Annotated in this window: 17 protein-coding genes and 1 pseudogene; all 18 read right to left on the reverse strand. The window is 71.2% G+C overall.

The features are described from left to right. Nucleotides 1–104 precede the first annotated feature (104 nt). Nucleotides 105–896, reverse strand: a pseudogene (locus tag AB0J04_RS18010) (hydrolase); the annotation flags it as partial. Then, the gene (locus AB0J04_RS18015) at nt 883–1,944 is read right to left on the reverse strand and encodes a pectinesterase family protein (RefSeq protein WP_363169430.1); all 1,062 of its coding nucleotides are present in this window, start codon (nt 1,942–1,944) and stop codon (nt 883–885) included. The gene AB0J04_RS18015 and the pseudogene AB0J04_RS18010, both read right to left, overlap by 14 nt. A gap of 1 nt (nt 1,945) precedes the next feature. Further along, nucleotides 1,946–3,067 (reverse strand): pectinesterase family protein, encoded by a 1,122-nt coding sequence (locus AB0J04_RS18020; RefSeq protein WP_363169432.1) that lies wholly within the window; start codon nt 3,065–3,067, stop codon nt 1,946–1,948. 77 nt (nt 3,068–3,144) lie between these two features. After that, the gene (locus tag AB0J04_RS18025) at nt 3,145–4,479 is read right to left on the reverse strand and encodes a pectate lyase (RefSeq protein ID WP_363169433.1); all 1,335 of its coding nucleotides are present in this window, start codon (nt 4,477–4,479) and stop codon (nt 3,145–3,147) included. A gap of 55 nt (nt 4,480–4,534) precedes the next feature. Then, a complete protein-coding gene (locus tag AB0J04_RS18030; RefSeq protein WP_363169435.1) occupies nt 4,535–5,344 on the reverse strand; it encodes a rhamnogalacturonan acetylesterase in 810 nt (269 codons plus the stop codon). Nucleotides 5,345–5,445: 101 nt separating this feature from the next. Beyond that, on the reverse strand, nt 5,446–6,783 hold the full coding sequence (locus AB0J04_RS18035; protein WP_363169436.1) for a sugar ABC transporter substrate-binding protein: 1,338 nt from the start codon (nt 6,781–6,783) through the stop codon (nt 5,446–5,448). Between the two features lie 99 nt (nt 6,784–6,882). Continuing rightward, entirely contained in the window at nt 6,883–7,914 is a 1,032-nt protein-coding gene (locus AB0J04_RS18040; protein ID WP_363169437.1) for a pectinesterase family protein, read from the reverse strand. A 30-nt stretch (nt 7,915–7,944) separates the two neighbouring features. Next, nucleotides 7,945–9,468, reverse strand: coding sequence for a family 43 glycosylhydrolase (locus AB0J04_RS18045; RefSeq protein ID WP_363169438.1), 1,524 nt, complete (start codon nt 9,466–9,468; stop codon nt 7,945–7,947). After that, nucleotides 9,465–10,319 (reverse strand): PmoA family protein, encoded by an 855-nt coding sequence (locus AB0J04_RS18050; RefSeq protein ID WP_363169439.1) that lies wholly within the window; start codon nt 10,317–10,319, stop codon nt 9,465–9,467. Before AB0J04_RS18050 ends, AB0J04_RS18045 begins: the two co-directional genes overlap by 4 nt. After that, nucleotides 10,319–11,497, reverse strand: coding sequence for a Gfo/Idh/MocA family oxidoreductase (locus AB0J04_RS18055; RefSeq protein ID WP_363169440.1), 1,179 nt, complete (start codon nt 11,495–11,497; stop codon nt 10,319–10,321). Before AB0J04_RS18055 ends, AB0J04_RS18050 begins: the two co-directional genes overlap by 1 nt. Then, a complete protein-coding gene (locus tag AB0J04_RS18060; protein WP_363169441.1) occupies nt 11,494–12,807 on the reverse strand; it encodes a pectate lyase in 1,314 nt (437 codons plus the stop codon). Before AB0J04_RS18060 ends, AB0J04_RS18055 begins: the two co-directional genes overlap by 4 nt. Continuing rightward, a complete protein-coding gene (locus tag AB0J04_RS18065; RefSeq protein WP_363169442.1) occupies nt 12,804–13,703 on the reverse strand; it encodes a carbohydrate ABC transporter permease in 900 nt (299 codons plus the stop codon). The genes AB0J04_RS18060 and AB0J04_RS18065 overlap by 4 nt, the downstream gene beginning before the upstream one ends. Next, nucleotides 13,700–14,635, reverse strand: coding sequence for a sugar ABC transporter permease (locus AB0J04_RS18070; protein ID WP_363169443.1), 936 nt, complete (start codon nt 14,633–14,635; stop codon nt 13,700–13,702). The genes AB0J04_RS18065 and AB0J04_RS18070 overlap by 4 nt, the downstream gene beginning before the upstream one ends. Before the next feature lie 169 nt (nt 14,636–14,804). After that, entirely contained in the window at nt 14,805–16,586 is a 1,782-nt protein-coding gene (gene araD / locus AB0J04_RS18075; protein ID WP_363169444.1) for an L-arabinonate dehydratase, read from the reverse strand. Continuing rightward, nucleotides 16,583–17,494, reverse strand: a complete 912-nt coding sequence (locus AB0J04_RS18080; RefSeq protein ID WP_363169445.1) for a dihydrodipicolinate synthase family protein — start codon at nt 17,492–17,494, stop codon at nt 16,583–16,585. Before AB0J04_RS18080 ends, araD begins: the two co-directional genes overlap by 4 nt. Then, on the reverse strand, nt 17,491–18,165 hold the full coding sequence (locus AB0J04_RS18085) for a GntR family transcriptional regulator (RefSeq protein ID WP_363169446.1): 675 nt from the start codon (nt 18,163–18,165) through the stop codon (nt 17,491–17,493). The genes AB0J04_RS18080 and AB0J04_RS18085 overlap by 4 nt, the downstream gene beginning before the upstream one ends. A 133-nt stretch (nt 18,166–18,298) precedes the next feature. Next, nucleotides 18,299–19,060: an MBL fold metallo-hydrolase gene (locus tag AB0J04_RS18090; protein WP_363169447.1), complete on the reverse strand. Its 762-nt coding sequence runs from the start codon at nt 19,058–19,060 to the stop codon at nt 18,299–18,301. 98 nt (nt 19,061–19,158) lie between these two features. After that, the gene (locus AB0J04_RS18095; RefSeq protein WP_363169449.1) at nt 19,159–19,752 is read right to left on the reverse strand and encodes a TIGR03086 family metal-binding protein; all 594 of its coding nucleotides are present in this window, start codon (nt 19,750–19,752) and stop codon (nt 19,159–19,161) included. Nucleotides 19,753–19,911: the final 159 nt, after the last annotated feature.

A 19,911-nucleotide genomic window follows, 5' to 3' on the forward strand; every position in this document is an offset into this window, starting at 1 on the left:
GGTGAGCGCGAGACCCGTTGCCCGATAGATGCCGGTTCGGCGGGCAAAAATCGGGTCAAGCCAACGGGTCAGGCGCTCTGGTGGCCCGTGCGCGTCAGTCCATGGCGGAAGGCGCCCATCGAGAACCCGACGGCCGCGACCCTGCCCGCGTGCACCCGGTCGAGGCCGGCCAGGAATCCGGCGGCGCGGACGTCCTCGCGGGCCATGAGTCCGGCGAGCGAGGAGCCGAGATTGTAGAAGTTGGAGGCGAGGGCCTGCTGTTGGTCGTAGCCGAGGGGGCCGCGGTCGCCCCAGCCGAGGGCGTCCGCGCAGAGCACGACATATCCGCGCCGGGCGAGCTCGTCGCCGACGAACCGGCCGCTGAAGTACCGCTGCGACCAGGCCTGCGCCGAGGCGAGCCGGGTGTCGTCGTACCAGGGCCGGACCAGCTTCTCCTTCCCGATGTCGAACTTCGCCCCATGGTCGTGCAGCAGGAGCACGGCCGGGAAGGGGCCGGGGCCGTCCGGGGTGAGGAGCAGAGCGCGGACGCGTTCGTGGCGGGTGAGGGAGAGGGTCACCGACTCCCCTGTGTAGCCGTCCTGTCGGCGCCGATCGCCGAACTCGGGGTCGTACGGCGTCCGGTCCGGGTCCTCCCGGCCGACGATCAGCAGCTCCTCGACCTTGGCGCGGGCGGCCCGGCGCCAGGCCCCGAAGTCGCGGATCGGGGAGTTCCCCCAGGCCAGGGGGAAGTTCAGCTCGGCCTTGAGAGCGGGGTGGAAGTCGGGCAGCGGCCCGTCCACGACTGCGGCGGCAGCGGCCTGCGCGGGCGTGGCGGCCGCTCCTCCCGCCAGCAGCGCGGCCCCGGTCCCCGCCACGAACGCCCGTCGGCCCACCGCCGCGGGGTCACGGGCGGCCATAGGGCTTCCAGTCCCCGAGATAGGTGCGCCGGGTGTGCGTGGCCGCCTCCTCGGCGGTCAGTTGCGGACGGTTTTCGGGAACCGTCATCACCGCGCCCGGGCCGGAGTTGGCATGTTCCCTGAACCTCATGGTCTGCCAGGGGTAGGCGTCGCGCATGTTGACGTAAGGGGTCACGGCGTCGATCCCGGGGCCGATCCAGGTGTCCCGCACGACCAGCGAGGGCCAGGCGGTCGTCTCGTACGACGGCACCCAGGGCCGGGCGATCTTGTACGCCGCGTCCTCGGCGCCGGAGGTGATCCGGCCGCGCAGGGCGAGGAACCCGTAGGGGTTGGCCCGGGCGGTGGCCGGGGCGAACACCATGCCTTTGGGGGTGAAGGTCACGTCCCGCTGAAGGGTGTGGAAGTGACAGGCGTCGAAGACCGCCCGCCCCCGCCCGAAGACGAAGTCGACGTCACCCTCGATGTAGCAGCGGTGGAAGTACTGCCGGTCGAAGGCGTCCAACGCGGTGGTGTCCGCGAAGAGGGTGTCCTGGTGGGCGAGGAGACGCACGTTCTCGAAGTGCGTGCGGTCGCCGGTGACGCAGGCGGCCACCGCCTGCGTGCCGGTGATCTCCGGATGGTCGGCGCGCAGCCAGTCGTTGGCGAGGGTGAGGTCGCGGACGGTGAGCCCGGGGGCGGCGGAGGTGAAGGTGGCGGAGCCTGCGGTCCCGTAGGTGCCCGAACCGTCGGGCTTCGGCGTCCCGTTGGCGTTGTCGAAGACGATGACGGCGGCACGTGGGTCTCGGCTGGCTCCGCGCAGGGTCAACTCCCCTGCCCCTGCGGAGATGTTGACGACCTCACGGTAGGTGCCCGGGTGGACGACGACCGTCCAGCCGGGGCCGGTCACCGCGTCGACGGCCGCCTGGAGGGAGTCGCCGGGGCGGACGTGCAGGACTCGGCGGGATCCGGTGGCGAGGGCGGGGGGCGCGCCGGCGGCGATCAGGCCCCCGGCCGTGCCGGCCGTCCCGGCCACGCCGACGATGCTCGTGAGCAGAGTGCGTCGGCGCATGTCAGCACCCGTCCTTCCACGGTCGCCAGTCTCCGAGGTAGGTCTCGCGGGTCGCCGACTCGGCCTGCTCCCGGGTGAGTCGGGGCCGGTTCTCGGGGACGGTGACGACCGCGCCCGGGCCGGTGTTGCGGTACTCGGCGAAGCGCTGGCTCTGCCAGGGGAAGGCGTCCGACATGTTGGCGTAGGGGGCGACCGCGTCGATGCCGGGGCCGAGGCGGGTCTCCCGGACGGTGAGCGAGGGACGGGCTGTGGTGTCGGAGCTGGGCACCCAGGGGCGGGCCAGCTTGTAGCAGGCGTCGGGGGCCTCGCTGCTCACTCGGCTGCGCGTCACCAGGTAGCCGAGCGGGTTGGCGCCCGCTGTGGAGGGGGCGAAGACGAACCCGTACGGGGCGGCCGCCAGGTCGGTGCGGTTCAGGGTGCGCAAGTGGCAGCGCTCGTAGACGGCCGTGGCCCGGCCGAAGACGAAGTCGACGTCGCCCTCGACATAGCAGTCCGCGAAGTACTGGCGGGCGAAGGCGGTCAGGGCGCGGGAGTCGGCGTACAGGGTGTCCTGGTGGCCGAGGAAGCGGCAGTGGCGGAAGGCGGAGCGGTCGCCCTGGACCTTGATGGCGACGGCCTGGGTGCCGACGATGTCGGGGTGGTCGGCGCGCAGCCAGTCGTTGGCGAAGGTGATCCAGCGGGCGGTGAAGCCGTCGGCCTGCACGGTCGTGGTGGCCGACCCGGTGGTGCCGTAGGTGCCGCCGCCCGGCTTGGGGGTGCCGGCGGCGTTGTCGTAGACGATCACTACGTCTTTCGCGTTCTCGGATGCGCCGATCCAGGTGGCCTCGGTGCGGGTGACGTCGAGGAGGACCGTCTCCCGGTAGACGCCCGGTGCGAAGACCAGGGTCCAGCCGCTGCCGCTGGCGGCGGCGAGGGCGTCCCGGACAGAGGTGTGGTCGCCCCGGCCCAGCGGGTCGACGTACAGGGTCTGGCCGGTGAGCCGGGCGGTCGGGGAGCCGAAGCGGCCGAACGGGCGCCTGCCGGCGGCGGGCGTCGCGGCCCCTGCGGGCGGTGCGGCGAGGCCGAGCGCGGCGGCCGCTCCCGCGGATGTGGCGAGGAACCGCCTTCTTGAAACGGGATGCATGCGGGTGCTCCTTGGTGGCGGTGCTGAGGGGCCGGGGCGGAGCGAGGCACCGCCCCGGCAGCCGTAGGGGACGGGGATCAGCCCAGGCGGCCGGCGCCCGCGCCGCAGTCGACGATCCGGGGGACCGACCTGGCGGGGTCGACCTCGGTGCGCAGGGTCGGCGTCCAGCCGGCGCCGGGCTGGAGGACCTCGCCGGGGATCTCCGCGTTGTGCACGGCGATCAGGTCGGTGAGGGTGCCGTTGACGTAGTTGTCGGCGGCGGTGACCGGTGCCACGTTCCACCGCTTCAGCACCTTGGCCGCGCTGACCCCGGTCGGCAGCGTGAACGCGTTGTGCTCGGCGACGAGTCGGGACTCCTTGCCGATGCCGAAGCTGTAGGCGAAGTCGCCGTTCGCGACGAAGTGGTTGTTGTAGGAGTCGACCTGTCCGAAGCGGACCCGGGGCGCGCGCTCGACCAGGTTCGAGAACAGGTTGTGGTGGAAGGTCACCTTCAGGTGCCCCCGGTCGCCGACGGCCGTCGACTCGCTGTCGCTGTTGCCGACGAGGATCGTCTTGTCGTGCTCGGTGAAGACGTTCCAGGAAGCGGTTACGTAGTCGGCGCCGCGCACGACGTCCAGCTCGCCGTCGTGCTGCTGGTAGAGCATCCCGAAGTAGGTGGGCGCGGCGCTGTCCGGGTGCGAGCCGTCGGTGAAGGTGTTGTGGTCCAGCCACACATGCGTGGAGCCGTAGACGACGGCGGTGTCGTACTCGGAGTTCCAGTTGCCCTTGTCGCCGTCGGTCGGGTCCCACTGCGGGAAGCAGTCGATGGGCGACTCGAAGGCCAGGTTCCGGATGATCACGTTGTCGACGGCCTTGATCTGGAGGCTGACGCCCTTGAACCCGGCGTTCTTCCCGATGCCGACGATGGTGGTGTTGGCGGGGATGTTCGCCTTGATGGCCTTGTCCTGGGCGGCGGCGGAGACGCGCCGCAGGCCCTCCGGGCTGTCGTCGGGCTCGGCGCTGAGGTCGGTGTCCAGGCCCCAGGCCTCGGGCGAGTACCTGGCGAGGTAGGCGTCGAAGTCGTAACCGGTCGCGGCGAAGGCGTCACATCCTTCCGCGACGGCGTCGATGACGCCCTTCACCTTGATGATCTTCGGGGTGGAGCCCCCGGCGGCGAGGGCGGCCTTGAACTGCGACCAGGTGGTGACGGTGTAGACGTGGTCGGCGTCGGCGGCCGATCCGCCCGTGGTCCCGGTGCCGTACGAGGCCCAGCCGTCGTTCGCGGGGAGGACCTGCCGGCCGAGGTCGCGGTCGGCGGAGCGGGAGGTGGATTCCGCCTGGGCGGCGGAGGCCGTGCCGGTGACGGACAGCACCAGTGCGGTGCATCCCACCAGCGCACCAATGACGCGTCCATGACATATCTGTGTACGCACTGTGCGGGTCTCCTCTTTGTTGCGAGAGCGGTTGCGAAAGCGGTTGCGAAAGCAGCTACGCGAGCGGTGACGACAGCGCCTCGGGCCAGCTGATCCAGGACGTCGGGATCTCGTCGTCCAGCCGGCGGACGTCGCACGGCGCGAGCACCCGGGTCCGCAGCAACTCCCGTGCGACGAGCCGCGCCACGGCGATCGCGCCCGGCGGATTGAAGTGCGTGTTGTCCTGCTCGGTCGCGGTCCAGTTGAAGTACGTCTTCGTCTCCTCGACCCCGAGCTCCTGCCACAGCGCGAGGGACAGGGCCTGGACGTCGAGCAGGGCCACCCGCTCCTCGGCGGCGAGCGCGCGCATGGCAGCCGGGTACTCGCCGTGCGTCGGCAGGGCGTTCCCGTCCGCGTCGAACCTGCGCCGCTCGACGGGCGTGGCGAGCACCGGCCGCGCGCCCTTCGCACGGGCGCCGGCGAGATAGCGGCGCAGGTAGTCCTGGTACGTCGTCCAGGGCTCGGTGTAGCGGGTCGGATCGGTGGTCTTCTCGTCGTTGTGCGCGAACTGGATCAACAGGAAGTCCCCCGGCCGGATCGCCGCGAGGACGGCGTCGAGCCGGCCTTCGTCGACGAAGCTCTTGGAACTGCGCCCGTTCACCGCGTGGTTGGCGACGGGACGGTCCGCCTGGAGGAAGAAGGGCAGCGCCATGCCCCACCCGGTCTCGGGCGCGGCGTCGGCGTACTTCTGCGCGGCGGTGGAGTCACCGGCGATGTAGAGCGTGCGGGGCCGGTCGGCGCCGGCCCGGGCGGGTGCGGCGGCGGCCGCACCGAGGGGGAGGGCGGCAAGCGCCGCCGAGGCGACCTGCCTGCGGGTAAGGGACACGAGTGCACCTCTCGACGAGGGTTCGGTGAATTCCCTGGGGCGCGGGGAGCTGCGCGACCGGCCACGACGGACCCGCAGCTCCCCACCGCCGACACCACGACCTACGCGTGGTTCTTCTTCCAGTCGGCCTGCGCCGTGTTCAACTGCTCGGCCACCGTGTCCAGGAAGTCCTTCGCGCTCATCTTGCCGAGCAGCACCTTCTGGAAGTTCGGCTCGTTGTCGGCCTTCGAGATCGTGTTCCAGTCGGGCAGGTAGTAGGGCAGCTGCACGATCTTCGTGGTGGTGCCCGCCAGCGCCTCGGCGGCCAGCTTCGTCGCCTCGGACTCCTGCACCCAGCTGTCCTGCGCCGCCTCGAGGTTCGCCGGCACCTGTCCCGCGGTCTTGTTCCACTTGCTGTTCGACTCGTGCGACGCGGCGAACTCGATGAACTTCCAGGCGGCCGCCTTGTTCTTGCTGGACTTGAACAGCCCGAGTCCGTCGACCGGGTTGGAGACCTGCACGCGCGTGCCGTCGTCCTGCGTCGGCGCCGGAATGCCCTTGAACTTGCCGGCCAGCGCCTTCTGGTGGTCGCCGTAGGAGCCGAGGTTGTGGCTCAGCATGCCGATGGTGCCGGAGTCCCACTGGGCGACCATCTTGGTGAAGTCGTTGTTGACGTCGGCGGCCGGGGTGTCCTTCTTGTACAGGCCGACGTACTTCTCCAGCGCGGCCACGTTCTTGGGGTCGTTGAGCGTGGTCTTGTCGCCGTTCCAGAACTGGGTGATGCCGCTCTGGCCGTAAGTGGCGTCCAGGGCCTGGGCGATGGATCCGGCGCCGCCGCGGATGGTGTACCCGAACGCGTTCTTGTCCTTGTTCGTCAGCTTGTCGGCGGCCGCGTAGAACTTCGTCCAGGTCGTCGGCGCGTCCAGACCGGCCGTCTGGAACAGGTCGGTGCGGTACCAGAGGGTGCCGTTGTTGGCGGAGGTCGGCACGGTGTACGTCTTGCCGTCGACGCCCGCCGCCTTGACGCCGTCGAGGAACTTGGTGTTGAGCTGGCTGTTCAGCGGGCTCTTCGCGATCCGGCCGTCCAGCGGTTCGAGGGCGCCCTGCGCGGCGACCTCGGCGAGCATCGCGGTGCCCACGCCGCCGACGTCGGGCAGCCCGCCGCCCTGGATGGCGGTGTCGTACTTGGACTGGACGCTGTCGGCGGGCACTCCGACGTACTTCACCTTGATGTCCGGGTTGGCCGACTCGAAGTCGGCGATGATCTCCTTCCAGATATCGGTACGGACACCGCCGTTGTTGTCCCAGAAGGTGATCTCGCCCTTGCCGGAGCCGTCGCCTCCCTTGTCCCCCGCGGCGCCGCTGCCGTCGTCACCGCAGGCGGTGGCGGTCAGCGCGAGCACGGAGCCCAGGGCGACGGCCAGGGCGGCGCGCCTGCTTCTGCGGATGCTGCTCTTCATGTGTTCGGCTCTCTTCTTCTGGATCCCGACGGAATATGAAGTTGTGGGGGGTCAATGGGTGGGGCGGTGGGCGGGTCGTGGGGGCAGTGGGCGGTGAGGTCAGCGGGTGGCGCCGGTGGGGGCGGACGGCGCCCGGCCGTCCGTGCCCTTCAGGTGGATCGCGACGGTGTACATCCGCGCGTCGGCGTCGCTCAGCTGCGGCCGGTCGGCCGAGCCGGTCGCGCCCGGCCCGTGGTTGCGGTACTCGGCGAACCGCGCGTCCCGCCACGAGAAGCCGCTCATGTCGGTCCACGGCGCGGACTTGACCGCCGCCGGCGGCTCGGTGTCCCGGATCAGCACCTGCGCGACCGCCGCCGGCTCCCCGCCCGGACGCCAGGGCCGGCCCAGGCGGAAGGCGTCGGCCGGGGCGTCGTCGACGACCCCCGGCCGGGTGATCAGGAACCCGTACGGGTTGCCGGTCCAGGTCGAAGCGGCCGTCAGGTAACCGTTGTCGGTGGCCGATCCGCGGCGCAGCAGCCGGATGACCGACCGGTCGATCACGGTGGCGGCCCGCCCGTGGACGAAGTCGACGTCGCCCTCGACGCAGGAGTCGCGGATCGTCGGGTTGCGGATGATCACGTTGTGCGTGCCGGGGTTCAGATGCAGTTCGCCGTGCACGATCTCGCCGGTGTCGCCGACGCCGACGATCGTCTTGTTCGAGGTCACGACGGTGTCGGAGCCGAAGGGCTCGGCGGCCACCGCGCCCTTGACCCGGATGACGTACGGCTCCTCGGCGGCCGCGTACCGCGCCGGCGAGGCCTGGTCGACGACGCTGACGACCTTGCCGCCGGCGCCTGCGGTGGTGGCGCCGGCGAGCGAGGCGAAGCCGTGCGCCCGGTCGGTCCAGCGGGCCGCCGTAGCGGCGGAAGCCACGGCGGCCGGTGCCCCGTCGGCGGCTTTCGGCCCGGCTGCGGCCATCGTCCCGCCGATGGCCGTCGGCCCGGCTGCGGCTTTCGCATCGCCGACGGCAGTCGGCCCGGCTGCGGCTTTCGCATCGCCGACGGCGCCCGGGCAGAGCGACGCCGCCGGACCGACGACGGCCGCCAGGACCGCACCCGGTCTCGGCAAGCGCTTGCTAGGGAAGTGCGTCATTGCGGCTCCCAGGCGTACAGGGAAAGTGAGTCAGAGAGGTCTGATCCGGAACTCGTCGAACGAGGCCGCCCCTGCGTGTCCCGTCCCGACGGGCGCGAGGGCGAAGAGGCCGAGCAGGGCGCCGACCCAGCGCCAGGGGGTGGCGGCGAAGACGGGACCCGAATACCGCAGACCCGCGCCGTCGCCGACGTCGTAGGCGAACCGACAACGCGCTCCGGAACCGATTTCTATCCGCAGTCGGGCCCGGCCCTCGGGGGCGAGCCGTGGGTGGGCCGCGTCCCGCTCCGTTTCCGCAACCGGTTCCGCGAAGCGGTGCACGAGATGGACGGCGCCGTCGGCTCCCCGCTGGAGGCCGATCCAGCCGAAGGCGTCGCCGAGGACCGCGAGGCCGGCCCGGGCTCCCGGTTCCTCGCTGTGCAGCCGCAGCTCCACCTCGACGGCGGACGGGAGCCCGGGCAGACGCTGGGTGAGGACGTTCGGCAGGGTCCGCAGATCGTGCGCGTCGGCCGTCCGTACGCAGGTCAGGCGCAGTCCGTCGGCGGAGTGCTGGGTGGCGAAGCCGTCCTGTGGGTTGGCCGTCCACGACCACTGGCGGCCGAAGCGTCCGCCGGGGAAGTCGTCGTCGGTCGCGGGCGCGGCGGGCGGCCCGGCGGGCAGGTCGGGCCGCCGGTGTTCCAGGACGGGGGCGCCCTCGTCGCCGATGACCGGCCAGCCTTCCGTCCCCCAGCGCAGGGGCTGGAGGTGGACGACCCGGCCGTGGGCGCCGCGCTGCTGGAAGTGCAGGAACCAGTCCTCGCCGGAGGCGGTGCGCACCCAGCCGCCCTGGTGGGGGCCGTTGACCTCGGTGTCCTTCTGTTCCAGGACGATCCGCTCCTCGTAGGGGCCGAAGAAGTCCCGGGCGCGCAGGGCGCCCTGCCAGCCGGTCTCCACTCCCCCGGCGGGGGCGAAGATCCAGTACCAGCCGTCGTGCCGGTAGAGCTTCGGCCCTTCGAGGGTGAACCAGCCGGGGATCCGGTCGCCCTCGACGATCAGCTTGCCCTCGTCGAGGACGGCCGTTCCCTCCGGGTGCATCCGGTGGCCGGTGAGCCGGTTCTTGACGCCGGCGCGGGACTTCGCCCAGGCGTGCACCAGGTAGGCATCGCCGGTCTCCTCGTCCCACAGAGGGCAGGGGTCGATGAGGCCCTTGCCCTCCTTGACCAGGTGCGGGCGGGTCCAAGGGCCCCTGATCTCGGGGGCGTTGACCTGGAAGACGCCCTGGTCCGGGTCGCCCCAGAAGATCCAGAAGCGGTCGTCGTGGTGCCGGAGCGAGGGCGCCCAGACGCCGCAGTCGTGGCGTGGGATCCTGAACTCGTCGGCCGGTTCGAGGCGTTCGAGGGCGTGGCCGACCAGCGTCCAGTTGACCAGGTCGCGCGAGTGCAGCAGCGGCAGGCCCGGGGCGCGGCCGAAGCTGGAGGCGGTGAGGTAGAAGTCGTCGCCCACGCGCACGACGTCCGGGTCGGACCAGTCGGCGTTCAGGATCGGGTTCGTGTACGTCCCGGGCTGCTCGTCCGTCACTGGCTGACCGCCTTCCTGACCAGGGCCGCCGCTTCGCCGCGGCCTGGGCGGCCGTCGGCGACGACGGTGACGATCCGGCGGACGGCCGTCTCGCCGGGCGGGATCGGCAGCCGCTCGGCCGAGGCCAGCGAGGAGCCGACGCCCGGGTACTCGGCGGTGCGGACGAACCAGGGGTCGCGGCGGGTGGTGTCGGTGGCGCCCGCGAAGACGAGCGTCCAGCCGACGCCGGCCAAGGCGAGCCAGTCGGCGCAGGTCCCGTGGACCGACGCCTCGCCCTCGGCCCCGGCGGTGAAGACGTCGGGGGCCGCGTCCTCCTTCCGGGCGCGCCAGAAGAAGCCGCCGTAGGCCGCGCCGGGGCGTCCGTTGGTCGCCGGGCTGCCGATGGACAGCGGGTCGGAGGTGACGTTGGTGAGGGAGAAGGTGAAGTCCAACGCCCATGCGGTGTCGGTGAGTTCGGTGGCCGCGACCGTACGGCGCTCGCGCAGCAGCTCCGTTCCGGAGGCGACCCAGCGCAGCTCCTCCACGAAGCCGTCGGGGTCGCGGAGCTGGAAGGAGCCGTGGCGCTGGGCGCCGTGGTTGTCGAGCTCGGTCGGGCCCTGGTCACGGACGTAGGTGCGGCCGCCCCAGAAGTTGTGCCCCTCGACGTCGGGTACGGCTACACCGACGCCGAGGTGGTGCGAGTGGTCGGCCGGGCTCAGTTCGGTGACCGCCGTGCCGGCCAGGGTGGTGACGGGGTGCAGATAGGGGCGCGGGGAGAGCCGGGCGGGCAGCTCGGGCCGGGTGGCATAGCGGCCGACCGGGCGGCCGGCGACACGCAGGACGACCGGTGAGTCGGGTGCCGGTGCGGTCATCAGGGGCTCACCTCTTTCGGGTGCGCGGTCGTGAACGCCCAGGGGGCGCCCAGTTCGGAGTAGAGGGCGAGGGTGTCGGCGGCGGCCGCGACGAGCCCGTCGATGCCGGGGACGACCCGTCGGTCCTCGTCGGGCAGCAAGTGCCAGGCGTCGTCGGGCAGTTGCACGGGGTCGGGGGCGGTCCGGATCGCCTCGACGACCCGCATGAACGACTCGGTGGCGCTGGGCGGGACGAGCAGCTCCGCACCGTCGGTGAGGTGGTCGACGAGGTTCTCCAGCAGGTCGGTGCTGCCGTACTCCAGCTCCTCGGGGCCGTGGCCGGCCCGCTGGAGCAGTACGCGGTCCTGCTTGTACCAGTAGGTGATCCGGCCGCGGCCGCCGTGGACGACGACGTACGGGTCGTCGGGGTCCTCGGCGCAGAGCGTGGCCGCGACGACGATCCGGAGGCCGTCGGCCGTGGTGACGCGGACGCAGGAGGTGTCGTCGGAGGCGATGGCGTTGGCGTGCGCCAGTTCGGTCTCGATGCCGGTGACGTCCTCGGCGCGGGTGGCGCCGGCCAGCGCGAGGGCGGTGGCGACGGCGTGCGCGAGCGGGTTGGTGAGCGCCCCGTCGATCACGTCGACGCCGTTCAGCCGCCGCTTGCCCGCCCAGGGCGCCCGCCGGTAGTACGACTCGGCGCGCGCCCAGGCTCCGGCGCCGCCGACGCCGTCCACCGCGCCGATCGCACCGTCGTCGATCAGCTTGCGGATCGCGGGCACGGCGTGCGAGCCCAGCGACTGGAAGCCGATCTGGCAGACCACGCCGGCCTCGGCGACCCCGTCGGCCATCCGGCGGAACTCGGCGTAGGACGGGGCGGGCGGCTTCTCCAGGAGGAGATGCACGCCCTTGCGGGCCGCGATCAGGGCCAGGTCGGTGTGGGTCGGGATCGGGGTGCAGATCACCGCGATCCGGGCGCCGGTCGTGTCGAGGAGCGTGCCGAAGTCGGCGGACTGTTCGGGCGCGCCGAGGCCCTCGGGGATCTCGGCCGGGGTCAGCGGGGTCAGCTCGCAGACGCCCGCCAGCCGGACGATGCCCTTGTCCTGGAGCCGTCGGATGTTGTCCAGGTGCCAGCGGCCGTGGCCGCGCGCGCCCGCGAGAACGATCGGGACCGGTGCGTTCATCGGTTCTGCGGTGCTCATGGGATCCTCCCTGCGCCCGCGCCGCGTGCCACCTCGCGGTCGGCTGCCGCGGCGCTGTCGATCTTTCCGTGCAGGGTAGGCGTCCAGCCGACGTCCGCCGTGAGATCCCGCTCGCTGCCGCTGTTGTAGGCGTTGTAGATCGCGAGGAGGTCCACCGGCCGGCCGTTGAAAAGGGTGCCCGTCTGATGCAGGACGGTGCCGTTCCAGCTCTTGACCAGGTCGGCGACCTCCACGTGCCCCGGGGTGTGGAAGACGTTGTTCTCGGCGTGGATCGCGGACTCGGTCGACACTCCGAGCGAGTAGCGGTGGTCGGCGCCCTCGGGGACCACGTACCGGTTGTCGTACAGGTGCACCTGCCCGAAGCGGACGCGCGGCGCGCGCTGGACGACGGACTCGAACTGGTTGTGATGCACGGTCACCCGGAGTTTTCCGCGGTCGCCGATGGCGGTGTCGCCGCTGCCGATGAGCATCGCCTTGTCGTGGTCGGCGAACCGGCTCCAGGAGACGGTCACCAGGTCGGAGCCGTTGGTGATGTCGAGCAGGCCGTCGTGGCGGAGGTAGTTGCGGGCGAAGCAGGTCGGCTCGTCCTCGTCCGGGTGGCCCTGGTCGCTCGCGGTGATGTGGTCGACCCAGACGTGGGTCGCGCCGGTCAGCCAGATGTTGTCGTACGCCGTCTTCCAGTCGCCGAGGCCGCCGGTGTTGGGCTGCCAGACGGGAAAGCAGTCGTAGGCGTCGCGCAGGTCGAGGTTGCGGAGGATGACGTTGTCGGCGTTCTTGACCTGGAGGCTCGCGCCCTTGAGGACGGCTCCCTTGCCCAGGCCGACGATGGTGGTGTTGGAGCCGACAGGCAGCACGATCCGCTCGGCCTGTTTCGCGGCCGAGGCCTGCCGGGCCTCCTCCTGCGGGCCGCTCGGCTTGGCGGCGCCCCAGGTGCGGGGGTCGTACGCGGCGAGGTACGCCTTCAGGCGGTAGCCGTCGGTGGCGTAGTCGGCGCAGTCCAGGCGGTCGCCGTCGTCGTCGGTGTTGGCGTCGATCGTCCCGGCGATCCTGATGATCTTCGGGGTGTCGCTGCCGCCGTCGAGGGCGCGGACCAGCCCGGCGCGGTCGGTGACCGTGTGGACATGGGCGTCGTCGGCGGCCGCGCCTCCGGTGGTGCCCTGTCCCGCGGCGGCCCAGCCGTCGTTCGCGGGCAGGGTGTCGCGGCCGATGTCGCGGGCCTCGGCGTGGGCGGGGACGCAGAGAGTACCCAACACCGCGGCCGCGACCGCGATCTGACGGAGCCTCACCCCTTTACGCGTCTCCGTCCTCATCCCTTCACCGCCCCCGCGCTGAAGCCGGTGATCAGCCACTTCTGGATGAAGGCGAAGACGATCACCACGGGGACGGCGGCGATGATGCCGCCCGCGGCCAGCGCGCCCAGGTCGACACTGTCCCCGCTCATCAGGGTGTTGAGGCCGACCGGAATCGTCTGCTTGGTCTGGTCGGAGAGGAACATCAGGGCGAACAGGAAGTGGTTCCAGGCGTGCACGAACGCGAAGGAGCCGACCGCGATCAACCCGGGCCGCAGCAGGGGGAGGATGACGATCCGGAAGGCGGTGAGCCGGTTGCAGCCGTCCACCCAGGCGGCCTCCTCCAGGGAGTACGGCACGTTCCGGATGAAGCCGCTGATCAGGATCATCGACAGAGGCAGCTGGAAAACGGTTTCGGCGATGATGACGCTCGCGAGCGAGTTGATCATCTTCAGCTCGGCGAAGATCTGGAAGAGCGGTACGAGGAGCAGCGCGCCCGGGACGAACTGGGTGCACAGCAGGGCGAGCATGAAGCCGCGCTTGATCTTGAAGTCGAAGCGGGCGAGGGCGTAGCCGCCCGCCAGGGCGACGCCGGTGGTGAGCAGCAGGGTCGCCACCGCGGTGATCACGCTGTTCTGGAAGTAGATCCCGAAGTCACGCTCGTTCCAGACCTTCTCGAAGTGTTCGCCGGTCATCGGCCAGGGCACGAGTGCCGTCGAGCCGGCCGGGCGGAGCGCGAAGAGGAGGATCCAGTAGAAGGGGACGAGGGTGAAGACCAGATAGATCGTCAGGGGGAGGTAGATCTGCCAGCGCGGAGCTTCGTCCCAGGCGCGCTTTCTCCTGGACGGCCGTCTGTCGGCGGCTCGGGGCGCGTGCACGGGGACGGGCCTGACCTCGGTGGCCTCCTTGGTGATCACTTGTCGCCTCCTCCGAACTTGCTCAGCCGCAGATAGACCATCGAGCAGAAGAGCAGAATCACGAACGCGACCGTGGTGAGGGCGGACGCGTAGCCGAAGTTGTGTGCGTCGACGCTGGTGTTGGCGATGTAGAGCGGGAGAGTGGTGGTCTCCCCCGCCGGGCCGCCGCCGGTGAGCGTGTACAGCAGGTCGACGTTGTTGAACTCCCACACCATGCGCAGCAGCGTGGACAGGACGATGGCGTCCTTGAGGTGGGGCAGGGTGATGTACCAGAACTGCTTGACGCGGCTGGCTCCGTCGACCTCGGCGGCCTCGTACAGGTCCTTGGACACGGACTGGAGGTCGGCGAGGATGAGGATCGCGAAGAAGGGGACACCGCGCCACAGATCGGCGATGATCGCCGCCGGGAAGACGGTGGAGGTGTCCGACAGCCAGCTGGTCCCGTACTCGCCGATGCCCATGTCCGCGAGATAACGGGTGACGCCCGTCTGGGAGTTGTAGAGCAGCACCCAGATCGCGGAGGTCAGCACACCGGAGACGGCCCACGGGGAGAAGACGAGCGCGCGGCCGAGCGAGCGGCCGACGAAGGTCTGGTTGACGATCAGCGCCAGCGCCAGACCGAACAGCAGCTGCAGCCCGACCTCGACGAAGACCCACTTGGCGCTGAAGGTCAGCGTGTCCCAGAACTGCGGGTCGTCGGTGAAGATCTTGACGAAGTTGTCGAAGCCCGCGAAGCCGTTCCGCCACGGCTTGGTGGGGTTGTAGTTCTGGAGGCTGTAGTAGAAGACGCTGATGACCGGATAGGCGATGAAGCCCAGCATCAGCAGGACCGCCGGCGCGATCAGCAGGTACGGCAGCCTGCGCGGCGTGGCGGAGGCACGGCGCCGCCGCCCGGGCGCGGGCGGTTTCGCCACGGCTGCGGCTTGGGCCATGACTGTTCTCCGTTCTCAGTTACGTCGTGCGTACGTCGTGCGTCGTGCACCGGTCGTGCGTCGTGCACCGGTCGTGCGTCGTGGCGTTGCGCTCGTTCTCGTTCTCGTTCTCGTGCAGGAAGCGCTTTCCCCCTGTACAGGCGTGTGCGCTGTGATGCTTGCTGTGGGTTCAGCCCGCGTACGGGTCCGCGACCTTGCCCGGGCGGGCCAGGAACTCGAAGTCGCAGCCGGTGTCGGCCTGGGTGATCTGTTCGTTGTAGAGCGCGCCGTAACCGCGTTCGGAACGGGTGGGCGGCGGTGTCCAGTCCGCCCTGCGTCGCGCCAACTCCTCCTCGTCCACGTTGAGTTGGAGTGAGCGCGCCTCGACGTCGAGAGTGATCGAGTCACCCGTGCGCACCAGGGCGAGGGGCCCGCCGACATACGACTCGGGCGCCACGTGCAGCACGCAGGTGCCGTAACTCGTCCCGCTCATCCGGGCATCGGAGATCCGCACCATGTCCCGCACGCCCTGCTTGAGCAGGTGGTCGGGGATGGGCAGCATGCCGTACTCGGGCATGCCCGGGCCGCCCTTCGGACCGGAGCCGCGCAGCACCAGCACGGTGTCGGCGGTGATGCCCAACTCCGGTTCGTTGATGGTGCGTTGCATGGTTCGGTAGTCGTCGAAGACGACCGCGGGGCCGGTGTGCTTGAGCAGGTGCGGCTCGGCGGCGATGTGCTTGATGACAGCGCCGTCCGGGCAGAGGTTGCCGCGCAGGACGGCGACCCCGCCCTCGTTCGCCACCGGGTCGTCCCGGTGCCGGATGACGTCGTCGTTGTGGACCCGGGCGCCGGCGAGCTGCTCGCGCATCGTGTCGTGGGAGACGGTCGGGCGGTCCAGGTGGAGCAGGTCCGGGATCCGGGAGAGGAAGCCGGGCAGGCCGCCCGCGAAGTGGAAGTCCTCCATGAGGTACGTCCGGCCGCCGGGGCGGACGTTGGCGAGGACGGGGACGGTCCGGGCGATGCGGTCGAAGTCGTCGAGGGTGAGCTGCACGCCGGCGCGGCCGGCCATGGCGATCAGGTGGATCACGGCGTTGGTGGAACCGCCGAGGCCCAGGACGGTCGTCACGGCGTCCTCGAAGGCGTCGCGGGTGAGGATCGACGAGAGAACACGGTTCCTATGGACTTGCTCAACGATCCTGATGCCGGACTGCGCGGCCATCCTGTCGTGCCCCGAGTCCACGGCCGGAATGCTCGACGCGCCCGGAACCGTCACACCCAGCGCCTCCGCCGCGGCCGTCAGCGTGGACGCCGTGCCCATCGTCATACAGTGGCCCGGCGAGCGGGCGAGGCCGTTCTCCAGCTCGGCCAACTCGCAGTCGCCGATGAGGCCGGCCCGCTTGTCGTCCCAGTACTTCCACATGTCGGTGCCGGAGCCGAGGACCTCGTTGCGCCAGTGGCCCGGCAGCATGGGCCCGGCCGGCACGAACACCGTCGGCAGGTCGACGCTGGCCGCGCCCATGAGCAGCGCGGGCGTGGTCTTGTCGCAGCCGCCCATCAGCACGGCCCCGTCGACCGGGTAGGAGCGCAGCAGTTCCTCGGTCTCCATCGCGAGCAGGTTGCGGTAGAGCATCGGGGTCGGCTTCTGGAAGGTCTCGCTGAGCGTGGAGACCGGGAACTCCAGCGGAAAGCCGCCCGCCTGCCACACGCCCCGCTTGACCGCCTGGGCCCGATCACGGAGGTGCACATGACAGGGATTGATGTCCGACCAGGTGTTGAGGATCGCGATGACCGGCTTGCCGAGGTGCTCCTCGGGCAGATAGCCGAGCTGGCGGGTGCGGGCGCGGTGGCTGAAGGAGCGCAGGCCGTCGGTGCCGTACCACTGGTGACTTCTGAGGTCCTCGGGACGCCGCCGCTGATGCTGCTGAGGAAGATCGGCCGGAAGATCGCCTGAAAGATCGTCGAAGCGCTTCATATGGACCATCCGGCTGCTATGGCGGCGACCTCGGCCCGCTCGCTCTCGGGCAGCGTCCGGCTCGGCGGGCGGACCTCGCGGCGGCACAGGCCAAGGGAGGCAAGGGCCTCCTTGACGACGGTGACGTTGTTGGCGGAGCCGCCCGCGGCCCGCAGCTCCTCGAAGCGCCTGATCTGTTCCCACACTTTCATCGCGGCCGGATAATCCCCTGATCGAAGCGCTTCGATCATGTTCAGCGAAACGGCCGGGGCGACGTTCACGAGCCCCGAGGTGAAGCCGGTGGCGCCCGCGGAGAAGTAGGAGGGGGCGTACGGCTCGGCGAGACCGGCGACCCAGACGAAGCGCTCCAGACCGGCGTCACGCGCGAAGGCGGCGAACCGCGCGGCGTCCGGGACGGCGTACTTGACGCCGATGACGTTGGGGCAGGCGTCGGCGAGTTCGGCGAGGCGGTCGCCGAGCAGTTGCGCGTTGCGGATGTACGGGACGACCCCCAGCTCGGGCACCGCCCGCGCGATCTCCCGGTGGTAGTCGACCCAGCCGCTCTGCGAGACGTAGGGGTGGACGGGCTGGTGGACCATCACCATCTGCGCGCCCAGGTCGCGGGCGTGCCGGGCGGAGGCGACGGCGGTCGGCACGTCGTGGCCGACGCCGACGAGGATCGTCGCACGATCCCCCGTCTCGTCGATCGTCAGTTCCGTGACGAGCCGCCGCTCCTCGGGGGTGAGGGCGTAGAACTCGCCGGTGTTGCCGTTCGGGGTGAGGGTGGTGATCCCGCCGTCGAGCAGTCGGCGCAGCAGGGCCCGGTGGGCTTCGCCGTCGACGGAGCCGTCCTCGGCGAACGGGGTCACCGGGATCGCCACCACGTCGGCCAGGGCCGCCCGCTGGGTCTCGAACGCCACGCTGCTCATTCCCGGCCTTCCTGTTCAGGTAGCTGCGCCTCTTGGGCGATCTCGGGGAACGCCCGGTGCACGAAGGACGCGATGTGGGCGTGCAGCGCGCGGCCCGCGCCGTCCGCGTCGCCGGCCAGGGCGAGCCGCAGGATCTCGCGGTGCTCACCGGCCTCCCGCTCCCAGGAGGGCGAGGCCGCCCAGGCGACGGCGGAGACGAGCGCGGCCTGGTCGCGGACCTCGTCGAGCATCCGGCCGAGCAGCGGGTTGCCGCACGGCAGATACAGGGCGCGGTGGAACTCCCGGTTGGCCAGGGACCGTTCGGCGGTGTCGGTCGCCTCGTCGGCCCTGGTCAGCGCGGAACGCGCGGCGTCCAGGGAGGCGCCTCGGCGCACGGCCCGCTTGAGCGCCTCGGGTTCGAGGAGCAGGCGTACGTCGTAGACCTCGCGCGCCATGTCCGCGTCCACCATGCGCACCGTGACGCCCTTGTACTGGCTCATGACGACCAGTCCGGTGCCGGCCAGGGTCTTGAGCGCCTCGCGCACCGGGGTCTTGGACACCCCGAACTGCGCGGCGAGCTCGGTCTCGACCAGGGCCTGACCGGGCGTCAACCGCCCGGCGAGGATGCGGCGTTTGATCTCCTCCAGCACGTACTGCGTGCGGGACGGGATCGGCGTGGGCACAGAGGTCATGCGCGCCTCTCGGATCTCATCGGATCTCACATATCGCGTCTCATATATGACGTACGAAGTACGACGCGTTGAAGGTAGGAGCAGCCCTGTGTTTCGTCAATGCTTCTGACAAAGGAAGTGTGAGCGGGGTGGGTCAGAGGGGGATGGTCTCGCCCTCGCGTGCGGTGCGGGTCGGGCCGCCGAAGGCCGTCGCGGCGCGGGCGGTCGCGTCCTTCCGGGTCAGCGTGGGTCCGACATGGGTGATGTACAGCTCGCGCACCCCCGCCTTTCGGGCGGCCTCGCCGGCGTCCTCCGGCGTGAGATGGACCTGCTGTTCGCGTTCGCCTTCGCGATGCCGGTCGATGTCCGCCTCGCACAGGAACAGCTCGGCCCCGGAGGCGAGTTCGGTGAGCGCGTCGCACGGCCCGGTGTCCCCGGAGTACGCCAGCACGCTGCCCTGGCACTCGACGCGCAACCCGTACGCCTCGGTGCCGTGCGCCATCGCGCGCGAGCTGAGCCGCAGGTTCCAGTGGCGTACGGAGTGCCCGTCGAACAGGGCCCTGAAGTCGAGGAACTCGCTCAGGAACCGTACGTCCGACCGGCCGAGGAAGCCTGCCACGCGGCGGGCGCAGTCGAGCGGCGCGTACACCGGGATCGGGGCCGGCGGGGCCATCCCTCCATAGGCGAACGCGTAGGCGGCGGCGAGGAGATCGGCGCTGTGGTCGGCGTGGAGGTGGGAGATCCAGATCGCCGTGAGCCGGTCGGGGTCCGTGTGCCGCTGCAACTCGGCGAACGATCCTGGCCCCGCGTCCACCCACACCTCGGCCCCCGCGCCGCGCAGCAGATAGCCGGAGCAGGGGCGGCCGGGCCCCGGGTGCGGAGAGGCGGTGCCGAGAACGGTGAGGCTGAGGGGCATGCTCGGGAGCGTACGTTTCGGTCCCGCCGGCCGCGCCCCGTTTACGTGGGTCTACGGCATCGGCGGGTGTCCGTCCGGGCCCTGTCCCCCCGAGTCGGTCAGCGCGTCCAGGCCGGGTCGCGGCCGCTCAGGCCGACCGCGCGGTCGAGCAGGGGGGCGTCGCCCGGGACCTTGACGACGGGGCCGAAGATGCCGTCCCCGCGGTCGTTCTCGGCCGCCGCGGCGGCGAGGAACTCGTGCGCCGCCGACAGCGCCGCCCGGTCGGGCCGGTACTCCTGGCCCGTGGCCCGGGCCAGGTCCCAGCCGTGGATCACCAGTTCGTCGACGGCGACGGCGGCCGCCACCGCGCCGGGCAGGTCCACGCCGCCCGCGCGGGTCATGCCGGTCCAGGCGGCCGGGTCGCGCCAGGCCTCGGCCAGCTCGTCGAGCGCTTCGGCGAGCTCCGCGCGCCAGCCGGGGCCGATGTCCGGCACGGCGGTCGCCGGAGGGGTGTCGGTGGTGGCGCCGAGGTCCTTGCGGGCGGCGTCGCGGAAGGCGACGGCGAGCCCGGTCAGATGTCCGAGCAGGTGACGGACGGCGTAGTCCGGGCAGGGCGTACCGTCCGCGAGCCGTTCGTCGCGGACCGCCTCCGCGAGGCGCGCCACGATCCGGGTCTGGGGTCCGAGGTCGAAGGTGATCGTCATGTCGGTCATACAGGGTGGACCGGCGGCGGCCCGCGAACTCATCGGTGCGGTGCCGCGAACCCCCGGCCGCGCTTCTAGGCCCGTACTTCGCGGGTCGTTGATTCGTATGGTGTGACCGGTCCGGGGGTGTCCTCGGGCCGGGGTGTGGCGTTGGGTGGGGTGTGTCGA

The sequence above is a fragment of the Streptomyces sp. NPDC050263 genome, from assembly GCF_040655955.1.
Lineage (GTDB): Bacteria > Actinomycetota > Actinomycetes > Streptomycetales > Streptomycetaceae > Streptomyces.

Bases quoted from the DNA above. Each gene is read 5' to 3' on its own strand.
- AB0J04_RS18095 (WP_363169449.1), bottom strand. From the start codon at position 19,752: ATGACCGACATGACGATCACCTTCGACCTCGGACCCCAGACCCGGATC.
- AB0J04_RS18055 (WP_363169440.1), bottom strand. From the start codon at position 11,497: ATGAGCACCGCAGAACCGATGAACGCACCGGTCCCGATCGTTCTCGCG.
- AB0J04_RS18090 (WP_363169447.1), bottom strand. From the start codon at position 19,060: ATGCCCCTCAGCCTCACCGTTCTCGGCACCGCCTCTCCGCACCCGGGG.
- araD (WP_363169444.1), bottom strand. From the start codon at position 16,586: ATGAAGCGCTTCGACGATCTTTCAGGCGATCTTCCGGCCGATCTTCCT.
- AB0J04_RS18050 (WP_363169439.1), bottom strand. From the start codon at position 10,319: ATGACCGCACCGGCACCCGACTCACCGGTCGTCCTGCGTGTCGCCGGC.
- AB0J04_RS18040 (WP_363169437.1), bottom strand. From the start codon at position 7,914: ATGACGCACTTCCCTAGCAAGCGCTTGCCGAGACCGGGTGCGGTCCTG.
- AB0J04_RS18020 (WP_363169432.1), bottom strand. From the start codon at position 3,067: ATGCATCCCGTTTCAAGAAGGCGGTTCCTCGCCACATCCGCGGGAGCG.
- AB0J04_RS18070 (WP_363169443.1), bottom strand. From the start codon at position 14,635: ATGGCCCAAGCCGCAGCCGTGGCGAAACCGCCCGCGCCCGGGCGGCGG.
- AB0J04_RS18060 (WP_363169441.1), bottom strand. From the start codon at position 12,807: ATGAGGACGGAGACGCGTAAAGGGGTGAGGCTCCGTCAGATCGCGGTC.
- AB0J04_RS18015 (WP_363169430.1), bottom strand. From the start codon at position 1,944: ATGCGCCGACGCACTCTGCTCACGAGCATCGTCGGCGTGGCCGGGACG.
- AB0J04_RS18035 (WP_363169436.1), bottom strand. From the start codon at position 6,783: ATGAAGAGCAGCATCCGCAGAAGCAGGCGCGCCGCCCTGGCCGTCGCC.
- AB0J04_RS18085 (WP_363169446.1), bottom strand. From the start codon at position 18,165: ATGACCTCTGTGCCCACGCCGATCCCGTCCCGCACGCAGTACGTGCTG.
- AB0J04_RS18080 (WP_363169445.1), bottom strand. From the start codon at position 17,494: ATGAGCAGCGTGGCGTTCGAGACCCAGCGGGCGGCCCTGGCCGACGTG.